12 protein-coding genes are annotated in these 15,431 nt (G+C 36.0%); 1 reads left to right on the forward strand and 11 read right to left on the reverse strand.

Annotated features, from left to right (window positions below):
• Positions 1 to 78: 78 nt before the first annotated feature.
• From ACTTG8_RS00435 to ACTTG8_RS00445, 3 genes are all read right to left on the reverse strand, one after another.
• Complete coding sequence (locus tag ACTTG8_RS00435) at positions 79 to 1,674, reverse strand: peptide chain release factor 3 (RefSeq protein ID WP_442560180.1); 1,596 nt, start codon at positions 1,672 to 1,674, stop codon at positions 79 to 81.
• 26 nt (positions 1,675 to 1,700) lie between these two features.
• Positions 1,701 to 3,953: a bacterial Ig-like domain-containing protein gene (locus tag ACTTG8_RS00440; RefSeq protein ID WP_442560181.1), complete on the reverse strand. Its 2,253-nt coding sequence runs from the start codon at positions 3,951 to 3,953 to the stop codon at positions 1,701 to 1,703.
• Between the two features lie 259 nt (positions 3,954 to 4,212).
• Positions 4,213 to 5,502, reverse strand: a complete 1,290-nt coding sequence (locus ACTTG8_RS00445) for an ATP-binding protein (RefSeq protein WP_442560192.1) — start codon at positions 5,500 to 5,502, stop codon at positions 4,213 to 4,215.
• Between the two features lie 233 nt (positions 5,503 to 5,735).
• On the opposite strand from ACTTG8_RS00445, the gene ACTTG8_RS00450 reads away from it, so the two are divergent.
• Positions 5,736 to 6,614, forward strand: coding sequence for an HAD family hydrolase (locus ACTTG8_RS00450; protein WP_442560182.1), 879 nt, complete (start codon positions 5,736 to 5,738; stop codon positions 6,612 to 6,614).
• Positions 6,615 to 6,628: 14 nt separating this feature from the next.
• Here the strand turns inward: ACTTG8_RS00450 and ACTTG8_RS00455 are convergent, their stop codons facing one another.
• The 8 genes from ACTTG8_RS00455 to ACTTG8_RS00490 form a co-directional block, all read right to left on the reverse strand.
• Positions 6,629 to 6,859, reverse strand: a complete 231-nt coding sequence (locus ACTTG8_RS00455; protein ID WP_442560183.1) for a hypothetical protein — start codon at positions 6,857 to 6,859, stop codon at positions 6,629 to 6,631.
• A 16-nt stretch (positions 6,860 to 6,875) separates the two neighbouring features.
• Positions 6,876 to 7,766 carry a 4-hydroxy-tetrahydrodipicolinate synthase gene (gene dapA / locus ACTTG8_RS00460; protein WP_442560184.1) on the reverse strand — a complete coding sequence of 297 codons (891 nt, stop codon included), beginning with the start codon at positions 7,764 to 7,766 and terminating at the stop codon, positions 6,876 to 6,878.
• Entirely contained in the window at positions 7,766 to 8,740 is a 975-nt protein-coding gene (pfkA, locus tag ACTTG8_RS00465) for a 6-phosphofructokinase (RefSeq protein ID WP_442560185.1), read from the reverse strand. Before pfkA ends, dapA begins: the two co-directional genes overlap by 1 nt.
• Before the next feature lie 117 nt (positions 8,741 to 8,857).
• Positions 8,858 to 12,352, reverse strand: coding sequence for a DNA polymerase III subunit alpha (locus ACTTG8_RS00470; protein WP_442560186.1), 3,495 nt, complete (start codon positions 12,350 to 12,352; stop codon positions 8,858 to 8,860).
• A gap of 18 nt (positions 12,353 to 12,370) precedes the next feature.
• Complete coding sequence (gene whiA / locus ACTTG8_RS00475; protein WP_442560187.1) at positions 12,371 to 13,309, reverse strand: DNA-binding protein WhiA; 939 nt, start codon at positions 13,307 to 13,309, stop codon at positions 12,371 to 12,373.
• 1 nt (position 13,310) lies between these two features.
• The gene (rapZ, locus tag ACTTG8_RS00480; RefSeq protein WP_442560188.1) at positions 13,311 to 14,159 is read right to left on the reverse strand and encodes an RNase adapter RapZ; all 849 of its coding nucleotides are present in this window, start codon (positions 14,157 to 14,159) and stop codon (positions 13,311 to 13,313) included.
• Complete coding sequence (murB, locus tag ACTTG8_RS00485) at positions 14,156 to 15,058, reverse strand: UDP-N-acetylmuramate dehydrogenase (RefSeq protein WP_442560189.1); 903 nt, start codon at positions 15,056 to 15,058, stop codon at positions 14,156 to 14,158. The genes rapZ and murB overlap by 4 nt, the downstream gene beginning before the upstream one ends.
• The coding region (locus ACTTG8_RS00490; protein ID WP_442560190.1) for an ROK family protein at positions 15,058 to 15,431 on the reverse strand (374 nt) is incomplete at its 5' end. The genes murB and ACTTG8_RS00490, both read right to left, overlap by 1 nt.

The raw sequence follows: 15,431 nt of genomic DNA on the forward strand, positions 1-15,431 counted from the left end.
TAATTTCAAGATAGTTTGGTATGGTTTATAAACTTAGCACAAATTTTCTACCAGTAAAACGCTTATCGGCAAGATGTACTACATCTCAGCGTTACCAAATTCAGATAGTTTTAACCCCTCATTCCTTTCAAGTACAGTTTGAATACTCCAAGGATGAGTAAATATTAACAGTGGTCTGCCTCTCATATCTTTTATCCTCTTTGCATCCATAGTAAGCGAAAGACTATCCATATCCACATCTTTATTCTCTATCCATCTTATATGTTCGTAAGGTAGGGTTTCAAGACGGATTTCCACATTATACTCCTGTAAAAGCCTGAACTTAAGTACATCAAACTGAAGTTCACCAACTGCTCCAACCAGTATTTCCTCAAAGCCCTGACTATATTCTTGGAATATCTGAATTGCTCCTTCTTGGGCTATCTGCTCTATTCCCTTTACAAACTGTTTACGTTTCATAGTATCAGCCTGACGAACTCTTGCAAAATGCTCCGGAGCAAAGGTAGGTATGCCTGCAAACCTAAAGTTCTCATTCGCAGAGCAAACAGTATCTCCTATTGAGAAAATACCGGGATCAAAAATACCGATAATATCTCCTGCATAGGCCTCTTCTACTATCTTTCTCTCCTGTGCCATCATCTGCTGTGGCTGTGCAAGCCTTATCTTTCTTCCTGCCTGCACATGATTTACTTCCATACCTGCCTCGAATTTACCGGAGCAAATACGCATAAATGCTATTCTATCACGATGCATCTTATTCATGTTAGCCTGAATCTTAAAAACAAAGGCTGAAAATGTATCTGAAAGCGGATCAAGTTCTCCTTTATCTGTATTTCTGGAAGATGGTATATAAGTCATTTTAAGGAAATGCTCTAAAAATGTCTCAACACCGAAGTTGGTAAGTGCAGACCCGAAGAATACCGGACTTAACTCTCCCCTACTTACCTTTTCTTGATCAAACTCAGGGCAGGCACCGTCTAAAAGTTCAAGTTCTTCCATAAGTTTCTCAAAATTTTCATTGCCAAGTGAGTCTTTTGCTCCTACATCTTTTATATCAAAATAGCTTGTTTCTACTTCCTTTGTACCTGCATTTGCTGCCTTGAATTCCATTACAGTTTCGGTATTTCTATCATAAACTCCCTTAAAATTCTTACCACATCCAATAGGCCAGTTAATAGGACAGGTTTTTATCCCCAATATGCTTTCTATCTGATCCATAAGTTCAAAAGTATCCATCGACTCACGATCTAACTTATTTACAAAGGTGAAGATAGGTATATGTCTCATTACGCATACCTTAAACAGCTTTATAGTTTGAGCCTCCACACCCTTACTTGCATCAACAACCATCACTGCTGAATCTGCTGCCATAAGAGTACGGTATGTATCCTCTGAGAAGTCCTGATGGCCTGGTGTATCCAATATATTTATGCAACATCCACCATACTCAAACTGCATTACCGAAGAAGTCACCGAGATTCCCCTCTGCTTTTCTATTTCCATCCAGTCTGATACGGCGTGTCTGCTAGTTTTCCTTGCCTTTACTGAGCCTGCAAGGTTAATCGCTCCTCCATACAGCAAAAGTTTCTCAGTAAGTGTGGTCTTACCTGCATCAGGGTGTGATATTATTGCAAAGGTTCTGCGTTTTTCTATTTCTTTAGTTAAATCTGACATATATCTTCCTTTCAAATAAATAATATTTATTCCTCAACATTACCTTTTACAGTAATCTCAAAAGTTTCAGATAATCCTGCACTCTTTGCTGCCACTGTTATTCTTGCAGTTCCTGCTGCCTTTGTAGATATTTCACCCGTCTTAGATACTGCTAAAATATCTTCATTGTCTACTTCATAAGTAAATTCTTCATTTTTATACGGAGAAAACAATACATGAGGCTTAATCTTTGACTTTGTCTTTACAGGTAAGCTCCTATCTATAGCAACTACCATAAAAGGTTTTCTCTGATCATTATCTCTCATTTCCTGCATAGTTACATCATTGTTATTATTTTGCATTATCACATAAGATCCTGATTCATATACATAGAACCTGTAAAGATTGCTTGCCACAAGCCCTCCGGTCAACTGTATCATGGTCTTTTTTCTATCAGGCGTAAAGAAAATTGCCACTTTTGCAGGATCAAACCCATCAGGTACTGTGAATTCTGCTGTCAGGTATTGATTTTCATCAAACTGAAAGCTATCTATATTCAAATCAAAAGCTATATATTTTTTTGTATTTGCATTATTTACTCTTTTTATTGCAGGTTTAATAATATCATCCTCTATTTCTTCAGTCACAAGTTTTATTCCCTCCCTTACTACCTGATCCTGAATAAAAGCTGTAATAGTAGAACTATATTCTCCACTTCCCACATCTGATTTTAATGTACCTATTCCATTTATTCTCCTTGCAAGTGCCTCTACAACAAAAGTCGCTGTCTTAGCTCCATAATTTACTGTAAACAGGTTCTCTCCTACCTTAGATGCTGTAGTTGTGCTTATAATATAATCATCAACATTAGACCTGCTCCCGTCATTATATGTAGCTGTGACAACAAGTTTTTTTCTATCCAATGATTGGAACTGCTCTAAAGCTCCTCCACTGTATACAGCCTCCAATTTAGTAACCATCTTTGCTGTTACCGGTACATAAATAGTGGCTGTAAGATTTTTATACTTAACAATTACATCCTGCATACCCACTTTATTCATAGTTTCTGTAGAAAGTTCGAAATCTGAAACCGTCTTATTAGTTCCATTAGGATAATACGCTGTAACTAAGATGCTAGATTTATCAATAGTCTGCCCTTCTACAACAGTTCCCCCATTATAAGTTGCTGTAATGTTTGTTGGCAACATTTCTGTAGCCTTAATTGTAATAGTATCACTATATCCTTTATAAGTTACTGTTATAGTGTTGGCCCCAACATTAGCAACCGTTTCAGGTGAAATAGTAAAACCGCTTGTAATTCTCTCCTTTGTTTTATCATTATTGGTTATCTCTACTGTTATTTTAGAAAGGTCTATCCTTGAGCCTACAACCAAATCAAGTCCTGTATACTTCGCAGAAATCTTATCGATAGCCTTTGCTACTCCATTTACTGTAAGTTTTCCCTTAATATCTCCATATTTCACTATCACATCATGTGGACCCGGTGCTTTTACTTCCAGATTTTCAAAGGTAAGCTCTTTAGTATTTACAGGTTTCTTATCATTATTACTATATACAATACTTGCTTTTACCTTCTTAATATCTATGGAACTTCCTACCACTATATTTTTATCTCCAGAATATATCACATCAAGTCCCTTAGTACCTGAGCCTTTTATTACTACATTTGTAGTCTTATTCTGATAAGTTACTGTCACATTATTTGCACCATCTGATAGTATTGCTGTCGGAGATATTGTAAACTGACTATGTGCAATAGTTCTTGTATCTGTAACCTTGCCCGTAGAAGTAATCTTATCATATCTTACTATCAATGTAATTTCACCTTTTTTTATCTCATCTCCAACATGATAATCTGTACTTCCATTCCATCTTGCCTCCATTGACTTAAAAACCAAATTTGTCTTATTTATAAATGGTTTTGCTATCAATTCTTTTTCACCTACAGTCTTTTGTGTATTAATATAGGTTATAGTAACTGTAAAACCACTTTCCGTACCAGTCGGTACCTTATCTGGAGAAATTTTTATAAAGTTCTTTTCTTCCTTAGGAAGTTCCTTAAACTCTTGTTCTCCTTCATACTGTACTTCAATCTTAAAATCTTCAATCTTAAGTAAATCTCCTGCAGTAACCTCTCCGCTCTCATTCACCTTCCCTATATATTCTGCTTTTATATGTGCTATTTTTTTATTATCCTCTCCATCTGCCCTAGCCACAGTAAAACTAGGCAAAGCTATAATCATAACTAAGCATAACAAAAATGACAAAATCTTCTTCATAACTGCCAGCTCCTTTCTAAAATCATATATTGTATTATATCGGCATTTTATAACTTTCCTATAATATATAATACCAAATCTTTTCCCTCTTGCCAATTCTTTATTAAAGCCATGTATTATATAATAGTAAATTTTGCTCAATAGTCAAACTTAAAAGAAAGGCTGTACCTAATCAACAATAGCCTGACTATTCCGTATCTTGATAAAAGCACAACTTCTATTGAAAATTTTAACCCATTAAGGCTGTTTTATTCAATCACTAAATAATTTCTTTATCCAACAAGAAATCAATCACATTTATATTCAAAATACCGTTATCATCATACCAACGCTTTCCAATATCTCTCCTTACTACAATTTTAGGGAAAGAATCTCCTGTAAGTGTAAATGGTCTTAACTCTGACTCTGCTTTTTCATCAGTGGACATCGCATATGCCGACTGGATATAAGTTCGTTTTCCTCCTGAATTTACCACAAAATCAATTTCCCTTGGAGTACGAACCGAGTTTCCATTGCCATTAACTGTTCTTGAATACACGACACCAACATCAACCAAAAACTGCCTTATATTTAACTCATTATATATGATATTCTCCATTATATGTGTCATTTCCTGCTGACGAAAGCCTATTCTTGCATTTCTCAGGCCTATATCCTCGCTGTAATATTTATTTGGCGAGTCAAAATATGATTTCCCTTTTACATCATATCGCTTACTTTCTGAAAAAAGGAAGGCATCTTCCAAATGTCCGATATATGCACGAATTGTATTGGCAGATACCCCACTCCCCTGTTTAGACTTCAATGTATTTGCAATTTTGTTTGGATTTGTTAATGAGCCAATCGATGAGCAGATCAAATCCAAAATTTGTTCCAGTACATCTTGCCTTTCAATTCTCTTGCATTCAACAATATCCTTAATATACACTTCTGAAAAAAGTGTTTTAAGATAATTCATCTTAGCCGTCTCATTAATTCTCGATAAAATAAGCGGCATGCCACCATAGAATGCATATTCATCAAATGCTTCGTTTTTATCTCCTCCAACAGCATAATAATACTCAGCAAAGCTAAGAGGGTGTACTCTTATTTCATCACTTCGTCCCCTAAATTCAGTAAGAATATCACTTGAAAGCATTTTTGAATTACTTCCCGTTACATAAACATCCAGATTTGATAAGCCTCTCAAATCATTAAGAGCATCGTAAAAAGTAATCCTTTTACCATCAGGATTGTATGGGTTAGCCACCTCATCGGACATTTGTATTTCATCAACAAAAAGATAATATTCCTCTTTACTTTTCTCCACTTTTTCCCTTACATAAGATGAAAGAATAAGCGGATTACGATATTTAATATCTTTTGCAAGGTCAAGCTCAATCGTAATAATCTGTTCCTCTTTTACACCATTCTCAATCAGATAATTTCTATATATATTTTTTAGCAGATAGGATTTGCCACACCTCCTAATACCTGTAATTACCTTAACCAAACCATCAAAACGGTATGAAATCAACTGTTGCAGATAATTATCACGCTTAATTTCCATAAGCCCACTCCATTTCATTGAAAATTTTAGCCCATTAAGGCTTCATTACTCAATATTATATATGTTTTCTTTTAGATTTTCAAATAATTATTTTTAATCTCAATTCTTCTGATATTTTTTTGATAACATACCTATAACTGATAGTTAATACTGTTTTGATTACTATTCATACATAGATAGCAGTATATTTCCCTCTTGCCAATTCCTAATTAAACTACTATAATTATTTTATTATGAAGAAGAAAATATTATTTTTTGACATTGATGGAACTTTACTTGGCAGAAAGGAATATCTGCCTGAAACTGCTATAGAGGCAATTAAAAAGACAAGGGCAAAGGGTAATCTTTGCTTTATTTGTAGTGGCAGAAGTAAGTCTATGTTGCCTAAAAAACTCTTAGACTTAGGCTTTGACGGCATCATCTGTGGAGGTGGAACTTATATATCCTTTGAAAACAAAGTGCTTGTTGACCACCGATTAACACCTACTGAACTTTCAAGACTTTTAGACTGGTTTGAAGGCTCAGACCTCGGTCTTTTCTTCGAAGGGAATGAATATATTCATGTTCTTCCCCTTGAGAGATATAGTGACCCTACAAGGCTCAAGGTTCTTTTAAAAGAGCTCTCTGCCCCTCTAAAAGAAATCAGGCGTGACAATCTGGAAGAGCTAAGTGTAGGTAAATTTTCAGGCATGATAAGTCCTCTCCAATGGGATTATGCTATGAAGATGACAGATGATATAAAAGATTTTATGACTGCGATTATCCATAGAACGCCGAATGAAGATAAATTCAAGGCAGCAAATACACCTTTAGATACAAATAATAAAGATGATAAGGTTAGCTGGTCAGGTTATGGTTTTGTTGAATTCCTACCAAACGGTTTCAACAAGGCTACTGCTATCAAAGCTGTACTTGGCCATCTTAACCTTCCACTTTCATCAGCTTTTGGCTTTGGGGACAGCGAAAATGACAGAGAAATGCTTACACTCCTTCCAAATTCTATCTGCATGGGCAACGGTGATGAGAATATTAAAAAAATTGCCTCGTATGTAGCCCCTCCTTTAATTGAGGACGGCATATACAAGGCAATGGAACATTTTAATTTAATCTAAGTATGAATTTTTATTTAAGCCTCTGTTACTTCACTTTCAGCTGCTTCCTGTACTCTTTTTAGGTTAAAATAACCTCTGGAGTGAGGGGCAGCTTTTGTTTCACAAACCTCTCCTTCACATCCGCACTCTTCCACATCACAGCCACCATTACAGCAAGGGCAAAATTTCTTATAGAGCATATATACTGTTCCTGCCAAAACTGCTACTCCTGCAATGGCTGAGGCGATTCCAATTAATTTTTTCATAACACCCTCCTTTATATTACTTTAAAAGTCCTGCATTTATAAGTTCTCTTTTTAAAATCTCCCTATGAGCATTAGGCATAGCCGTAAGAGGCTTTCTAAATCCTCCAACCTCATGGCCTAAAATATTCATAGCTTCCTTTACAGGAATAGGATTGACATCTATAAATAACGTATTTATGAGTGAAAGATACTTATTCTGAATTGATAATGCCTTCTTTGTATCTCCATTTATAAAACTCATTACCAAATCATGCATTTCTCTAGGTATAACATGAGAAACTACAGAAATCACTCCCTTACCTCCCAGTGCACAAACAGCCACTACCTGATCATCATTACCCGAATAAATGTCAAAGTCAAGGTCTGCTGTAAGTGCTGCTATTTTAGCTATCTGAGAAATATTGCCTGAGGCTTCCTTTATTGCAACTATATTTTTTATATCTCTTGCAAGTTTATATACAGTTTCCGGCTCAATATTAATCCCTGTTCTTCCGGCAATATTATATAACACAACCGGTATTTTAACCGCATTTGCAGTATCTGCAAAATGTTCATATAAGCCATCAGCTGTAGTCTTATTATAATAAGGGGATACTAAAAGCAGTGCATCTGCTCCTGCCTCTTCTGCCTCTTTGGACATTTCTATAGCTGTATGAGTACAATTTGAACCGGTACCTGCAATCACAGGCACTCTTCCATTTACGAATTTAACTGCCTTAGCTATAACATCTATGTGCTCCCTCTCAGTAAGGGTTGCCGATTCACCTGTTGTCCCACATATTACAAGACCGTCCACACCATCTTCAATCTGCTTATTTATAAGTTCCTCTAACTTAGAATAATTTACACTTCCATCAGAACTAAATGGAGTTATAAGGGCTGTTGCAACTCCTTCAAAAATCGACATTATCTTACAAGCCTCCTTCCAAGCTCTACCATCCAAGGATCTGCTGTCTTGGTCATCTTAAGTGCCTCTGCTATGTCGTAATCTACAAACTGTCCGCCCTTCATGCCTACTACACGATTTGTCTTACCCTCTAAAAGAAGGTCTACTGCCTTTGCCCCAAACATACTTGCGTATACCCTATCTGCAGCAGTAGGTCCACCACCTCTCTGAATATGTCCAAGAACAGTAGCCCTTGTTTCCATACCTGTAGCCATTTCAATAAGTTTTGCCATCTCATTGGAATTACCAACGCTTTCGGCATTGATAATTATATAATGCTTTTTGCCTTTTGAACGGAGTTCCTTAATTCTTCCTATTATTGCATCAAGCTTTCCATCATAAGTCTCAGATGTAAGAATTTCCTCAGATCCGTTGGCAATACCACACCAAAGTGCTATATAACCTGCTCCTCTTCCCATAACTTCGATAATGTTACATCTTTCATGAGAAGTGGAAGTATCCCTTACCTTATCTATACATTCCATAGCTGTATTAACTGCAGTATCAAAACCAATAGTATACTCTGTACAAGCAATATCATTGTCAATAGTACCCGGAAGTGCTATTGTGTTAATTCCTCTTTCAGCAAGCCTGCCTGCCCCCTGAAAAGAGCCATCTCCACCTATAACAACCATTCCATCTATGCCATGTTTTCTACATATTTCAGCTGCCCTATCCTGCACTTCAGACTCCTTAAATTCAGGGCATCTTGCTGTATAAAGCACAGTACCACCACGCTGTATCATATCTGATACATTTCTTGAGTCCATATCAATAATATCCTCATCAAGAAGGCCTGCATATCCTCTTCTTACTCCCTTTACCTTTTTCCCTGCTGAAAGAGCTGCACGTACAACACTTCTTATACAAGCATTCATACCCGGAGCATCTCCTCCACTTGTAAGCACGCCTATAGTATTAAGTTCTTTTGTCATCTTTCTACCTCCATAGATTTATTTACATTTTTCAAAATTTTCAAAATAAAAGTCTTTCGCACTCATTTTAATACAAATCAATTCTACAATCAACAATAAGTTTATTTAGTCCTTATCTTAGGGCAGTGTTGTTATAATTTTCACATTTTCATCACCAATTTTTGCCCTAAGAAGTTCCATTACAGGCTCGGCATACGATATACCATTCACCACCTTTACCTGTTTTATCTGTTTTTCTTCCCTACAATAAAACATAACCTTTATACTTCCCTTATTAGCTATAAAAATATCTTCAAATTCTTTCTCAACCTTTGCCAACTCACTTTTATTCTTAAACTGAATCCAAACTTTTCTTGACACATCTTCAAATGGTACTATTTTTTCTGCAATTAGCTTAGCATCTCTCTCTTCCTCAAGCGATGCTCTGCCGGAAATTATGTATTTTCCTCCTTCTACAATAATATCCTTATATTTTTCATAATCTCTTGGAAATACTATAATTTCAACAGTTCCTACCAAATCTTCAAAACTAACAATAGCCATCTGTTTGTTATTCTTTGTAAGCTTTTTAGTTACTGTAGCTACTATTCCTCCCAGTATATAATGTTCATCTTGACGCACCACTACCCCTTCATCTTCTTTAGCATTGTAAATAAAATCAAGAGAATTGGAATTACAAACAGAACTTAGCAGGTCACTGTAATTCTCAAGTGGATTTCCACTTAAATATATCCCAAGCATTTCTTTTTCAAACTCTAACTTAGTTTCTAAATCAAACTCACCTAATTTTGGCATTTTCACTTCAATTTCAGACAGATTCTCTTGCTGTGTTATGTCAAAAAGGCTTAACTGCCCCTCCATTTTACCTTTTTTTTCATGTGCAGCTGCATCAATAACCTGTTCATATACTGCCATCTTTTCACACCTAGTTCCCGGCAGACAGTCAAGAGCTCCTGCTTTTATAAGAGCTTCAATTCCTTTTTTATTTAATATTCCGGACAGTCTTTCTACCAAATTTGATAAGCTCTTATATTTTCCTCTCTTTTCCCTCTCCTCTACAATTTTATATGTAACATTATCACCAATTCCTTTTATCGCAGACATTCCATAACGTATTCCATCTTTTGATACAGTAAACCTGCCTGCCCCTTCATTTATATCAGGTGATAATATATCAATCCCCATATTTTTAGAGTCTAATATATACTGAGAAATTTTCCCTATTTTTGACATCACGCTAGTTAGCAATGATGCCATATATTCATTTGGATAATAGTATTTTAAATAGGCTGTCCGGTAAGTTACAAAAGCATAACCTGCCCCATGAGAGCGGTTAAATGCATAGTTTGCAAAATCAATCATCTTGTCATATATTCTGTTCGCCACACTTTCCGGTATTCCTTTTGAAACACATCCATATATACCTTTTTCCTTATCGCCATATACAAAGCCCTGTCTGCCCTGCCTCATTACATTGCCATCTTTTTTAGACATTGCACGACGCAACACATCACTCTGTCCATAACTATATCCGGCAAGATCTCTTACTATTTGCATAACCTGTTCTTGATAAACCATACAGCCATAAGTAGATTCAAGTATGGGCTTAACTTCCTCACAGTCATATTCTACTGTAGACGGATCCCTCTTACCATTTATATAATCATCAATAAAATCCATAGGTCCCGGTCTATAAAGTGAAATTCCTGCAATTATATCTTCTATATTATCCGGCCTCAGCTTTTTCATAAAGTTTGTCATGCCTTGGCTTTCTAACTGAAATACTCCCTCTGTCTTTCCTTCACTAAGCATTAGATAGACATTTTTATCTTCCATATCAATGCTCTTTAAGCCAAAATCAGGTTTCCCCTCTTCTCGTCGTTTTTCATTTATTCTCTGAATAGTATCATCAATTACAGTAAGATTTCTAAGCCCCAAGAAATCCATTTTTAATAATCCCAGTTGTTCTATAGTTTTCATAGTAAACTGGGTAGTAATTGCCCCATCACTACCGGTAGAAATTGGCACATAATAATCTATCTCTCTCTTGCCTATAACCACTCCCGCTGCATGGGTAGATGCATGTCTTGGTAATCCCTCAAGCCTTTTTGAAAGATTAATAAGTCTCTTCGCTTCTTCATCTTCCTCGTAAATCCTTTTAAAATCAGGATTTAATTCCATTGCCATGTCAATCTCTATCTTCTTACCATTTTTACCTTCCGGTATCATCTTTGCAATTTTATCGCAAAAACTATAAGGTAAATCCAGTGCTCGTCCAACATCTCTAATTACACTTTTGGCAGCCATTGTTCCAAATGTAATTATCTGAACTACCTTTTCTCTGCCGTATTTTTCAGTAACATAATCTATTACCTCTTGTCTTCGTCTCTCGCAAAAATCCATATCTATATCAGGCATGGTAATTCTCTCCGGATTTAAAAAACGCTCAAAGAGAAGGTTATACTTAATTGGATCTATATCAGTAATTTCTAGGCAGTAAGCTACTATACTTCCTGCAACTGAACCTCTTCCCGGCCCTACCGGTATATTTCTATTTTTTGCGAAGTTTACATAGTCCCACACTATAAGAAAATAGTCCACAAACCCCATGTTCGATATAGTATCTAACTCATACTTAAGCCTTTCCCTAACTTCCTCTTCCTTATCTCCTAAAGCATCTCCATATCTTTTTTTGAGTCCGTCTTCGCAAAGTTTAGTTAAATATGAATTAGAGTCATATCCTTCAGGCACTTCGTATTTTGGCAGATGATACTTGCCAAATTCTATCTCTACATTACATCTATTTGCTATTTTCTCAGTATTTTCAATGGCTTCAGGTATATAATGAAATATTTCCTGCATCTCTTCAGGCGATTTTACATAAAATTGTCCACCCCTATACTTCATCCTATCATCATCGGTCACTTTTTTCTGAGTCTGAATACAGATAAGTACATCATGTGCCTCTGCATCTTCTTTATACAGATAATGACAGTCATTAGTTGCTATAAGGGGTATTCCTGTCTCAGCAGAAATTCTCATCAATCCCTGATTTGCAAATTTTTGTTCAGGAAGTCCATGGTCTTGAAGTTCTAAAAAGAAATTATTTTCTCCAAATATATCTCTAAGTTTTTCTGCCTCAGCCCTTGCTCCCTCATAGTCTCCCTGTCCTAATTTGGTGGGTACAATTCCAGCTAAGCAGGCTGAAGAGGCTATAATTCCTTCATGGTACTCTCTAAGCAATTCATAATCTACCCTCGGTTTATAATAAAAGCCTTCTGTAAAGCCTTTTGATACCATTTTTATAAGATTTTTATATCCTGTTTCATTTTCAGCAAGCAAAATTAAGTGATTATAACGCTTTTCTGATTTTTCTATTGTCTTTTCAAATCTTGAACCGGGAGCTACATAAACTTCACATCCAATTATAGGCTTTATTCCCTCAGCCTTACATGCTTTATAAAAATCTATAATTCCATACATAACTCCATGATCTGTTATCGCACATGAATTCATTCCAAGCTCTTTTACTCTTTTTACCAATTCTTTTATTTTACTCGATCCATCCAAAAGACTGTATTCTGTATGCAAATGTAAATGTGTAAAATTCATATTTCCTTCTTTCTAATTCTACAATCTATTATTCTGTGCTATTTGGCTTATTTTATTCAATCTATGATTCACTCCTGATTTGCCTAGTGGTTCCTCTAAAAGCCCTCCAAGTTCTTTAAGAGTTGCATCAGGATATTCTATACGGAGCTTTGCTAACTCTCTAAGTCCATCCGGCAATTTTTCTAACTTATTAATTTTCTGTAAATAATATATATCATCTAACTGTTTTGCTGCCGCAGATGCTGTCTTTTTTATATTTGCAGTTTCGCAGTTTACCTTACGGTTTACCTTATTTTTTACATCTTTTACAATTCTTATATTTTCAAATTTCATAAGGGATTTATGAGCCTCTGTAACTCCCAAAAACTCAGACAAAGTGTCACTTTCTTTAATATAAACCGGATAGTGATTCTTCCTCTTTACTAATTTTGCTTTAAGTCCAAGTTTAGATAGAATTGCAATTAATTCCTCACCCGCCGGACTGTTCCCTACCACGATTTCCAAATGATAACTTTTCTCAGGATCTCCAATAGACCCCGCCGCCAAAAAAGCACCTCTTATAAATGCTTTTTTACAACAGTTATTCTGTACTATAAGGTTTGATACAAGGGAATAATCATCTCTTATTTCCCCCTCTTTATTAATAAGTTTGATGCCCGAAAGTACTTCTTTCGCCAAATCATTTTTAACTAATATCGTATATATTCTAGTGTTTTTCGTAATATTTTTTCGTATTGAAACCTCTCCTGTTATACCAAAAGCCTTCTTTAAAAGTATGTAATATTTTTTAATCGTATAAATATTTTCAGTATGAATAAAAAGTCTATACTTTCCTGTTTCTGTAATTCTCACCCTACCACAAATAACTATCATTGCGGCCAATTCAGCTATAAGGCAGTGCCTTCCACCCGGCACATACTCTGTAAGTTCTTCTTTTACTTCTGATGAAAAGGACATATCAAATCTCCCTGTGTTCTATCCTAGCCTTATACTCAGTCTCTCTAAACCATTCAAGCAGAGCATTTGCCAGTGTTACTGACCTATGCTTTCCACCTGTACAGCCTATAGCTATAACAAGCTGATTCTTCCCCTCTGCCATATAATTAGGGAGTAGAAAATCTACCATATCTGTAAGTTTTGACAAAAACTGTCTTGCAGCCTCTGATGACATAACAAATTCATAAACCTCTTTATCATTTCCGGTTTTTTCCTTTAAATCAGGTATATAAAATGGATTTGGTAAAAATCTCACATCAAACACGAGATCCGCATCAGATGGAATTCCATACTTATAGCCAAAAGAAAGTATAGTAGTTACAAAACCATTATACTTTTCATCATTTACAAATATTTTATATAATTCAGCCCTAAGTTCCCTGGTAAGCAATCTGCTTGTATCAATAATATAATCTGCATTTTCCTTAAGAAAATCAAGGCGTTCTCTTTCTCTTTCTATGCCTGTTTCAATCCTCGCTGCACCTGAAAGTGGATGTGTACGCCTTGTTTCCTTATACCTTCTTATCAGACTCTCATCAGAGGCCTCCATAAAAAGAATCTCAGCACCTTCACTTTTTATCTTGGGTAAAATCCCGGCCAACCTGTCAAGCCCTGAACCGCTCCTTATATCTATACCAATAGCCGTACCTATATACTCACTTCTTGTCTTTGTCAAATTTACAAAATCAGCTAAAAAGTCTACCGGAAGATTATCTACACAAAAATACCCTGCATCCTCAAGGCTCTTTAGGGCAGTAGTCTTACCTGCTCCTGACATTCCTGTAATTATAACCAATTTGGGAACATTCATAGCATTTTTACCTCCGGATAGAGTTTCACTCCACTCTTTTCTTCTACTACTTTACTAACATAGGTGATAAGCTCTTTTACATCATTTGCAGTAGCATTATTAACATTTATAATAAAACCACTATGTTTCTTTGATACTTCTGCACCGCCTATTCTAGTCCCCTTAAGCCCTGCTTCTTCTATCAGCTGAGAGGCATAGCCTGTCTCAGGTCTTTTAAATGTTGAGCCTGCACTTGGATAATCAAGTGGCTGTTTTTCTCTTCTTTTCTCTGTAAGCTCATCAATTTTAGACCGTATTTCTTCTTTTTTACCAGGTTGCAATTTAAAATCAGCTGTAACTACTATGGCATTTTTTAATTCACTTAATATGCTATGTCTATACGAAAACTGCATATCTTCTGCCGAAAAATACTTAAGCATTCCATCTGTAAGAACATATACCCCTTCTACTACATCTTTCATTTCTCCGCCATAAGCCCCTGCGTTCATGCATATCGCACCACCTACTGAACCGGGTATACCTGACGCAAATTCAAACCCTGTAAGTTCTTTTTCTGCAGCAAATACAGCTAAGGCTGAAAGGCTAAGTCCTGCCCCTGCTCTTATAATATCTCCATCCATCCTAGCACCTGCAAGCTTGCCGGATAAATGTATGATTACTCCTTCTACCCCTTCATCAGCTACCAGCAGATTACTTCCATTACCTAGTACAAAAAAACTAATTCCTTCTTTTCTACAAAAGTCAGTTACTTTAAGAAGTTCTTCCATTGTTGTAATTTCAAGAAAAACCTCCGCAGGACCACCAATTTTAAAACTGGTATGCTCGCTCATTGGTTCATTTAAAAATATGGCTTCGCCACATAATATGTTTTGAATCCCTTTCACAAATTCACTATTCATTATCCTATTTTTTCTCCTGCTACCATAGCCGCACAACCATATATACCTGCATCATTTCCTAAAGTTGCAAGCCTAAATTCTTTATTTTTTAAAGCATCCATTACAAATTCATTGTAATATTTATCAATTGCCTTAATAAGCACATCTCCTGCCTTAGATACACCTCCACCTATTACAAATGCTGCCGGATCTGTTATCTGTGCAATTCCGGAACAAGCAAATGCCAAATACCAGCCAATCTTGTCAAGCACCTCTGCTCCGATTTCATCTTTTTTCTTAGCTGCATCTATTACATCTTTTGCTGAAAAATTGTCTATGTCTGAAAGGCTTGTTGTCTTCTTACCTTCTGCCATAGCAAGCTTTGCAAGACGGA

The sequence above is a fragment of the Catonella sp. genome, assembly GCF_052173895.1.
Taxonomy (GTDB): domain Bacteria; phylum Bacillota; class Clostridia; order Lachnospirales; family Lachnospiraceae; genus Catonella.

What these genes read in the sequence shown, in the direction of transcription:
- murB (WP_442560189.1), bottom strand. Translation starts at nt 15,058, where the DNA reads ATGAATAGTGAATTTGTGAAAGGGATTCAAAACATATTATGTGGCGAA.
- pfkA (WP_442560185.1), bottom strand. Translation starts at nt 8,740, where the DNA reads ATGACAAAAGAACTTAATACTATAGGCGTGCTTACAAGTGGAGGAGAT.
- ACTTG8_RS00445 (WP_442560192.1), bottom strand. Translation starts at nt 5,502, where the DNA reads ATGGAAATTAAGCGTGATAATTATCTGCAACAGTTGATTTCATACCGT.
- ACTTG8_RS00470 (WP_442560186.1), bottom strand. Translation starts at nt 12,352, where the DNA reads ATGAATTTTACACATTTACATTTGCATACAGAATACAGTCTTTTGGAT.
- dapA (WP_442560184.1), bottom strand. Translation starts at nt 7,766, where the DNA reads ATGTCGATTTTTGAAGGAGTTGCAACAGCCCTTATAACTCCATTTAGT.
- ACTTG8_RS00435 (WP_442560180.1), bottom strand. Translation starts at nt 1,674, where the DNA reads ATGTCAGATTTAACTAAAGAAATAGAAAAACGCAGAACCTTTGCAATA.
- rapZ (WP_442560188.1), bottom strand. Translation starts at nt 14,159, where the DNA reads ATGAATGTTCCCAAATTGGTTATAATTACAGGAATGTCAGGAGCAGGT.
- ACTTG8_RS00455 (WP_442560183.1), bottom strand. Translation starts at nt 6,859, where the DNA reads ATGAAAAAATTAATTGGAATCGCCTCAGCCATTGCAGGAGTAGCAGTT.
- ACTTG8_RS00450 (WP_442560182.1), top strand. Translation starts at nt 5,736, where the DNA reads ATGAAGAAGAAAATATTATTTTTTGACATTGATGGAACTTTACTTGGC.
- whiA (WP_442560187.1), bottom strand. Translation starts at nt 13,309, where the DNA reads ATGTCCTTTTCATCAGAAGTAAAAGAAGAACTTACAGAGTATGTGCCG.
- ACTTG8_RS00440 (WP_442560181.1), bottom strand. Translation starts at nt 3,953, where the DNA reads ATGAAGAAGATTTTGTCATTTTTGTTATGCTTAGTTATGATTATAGCT.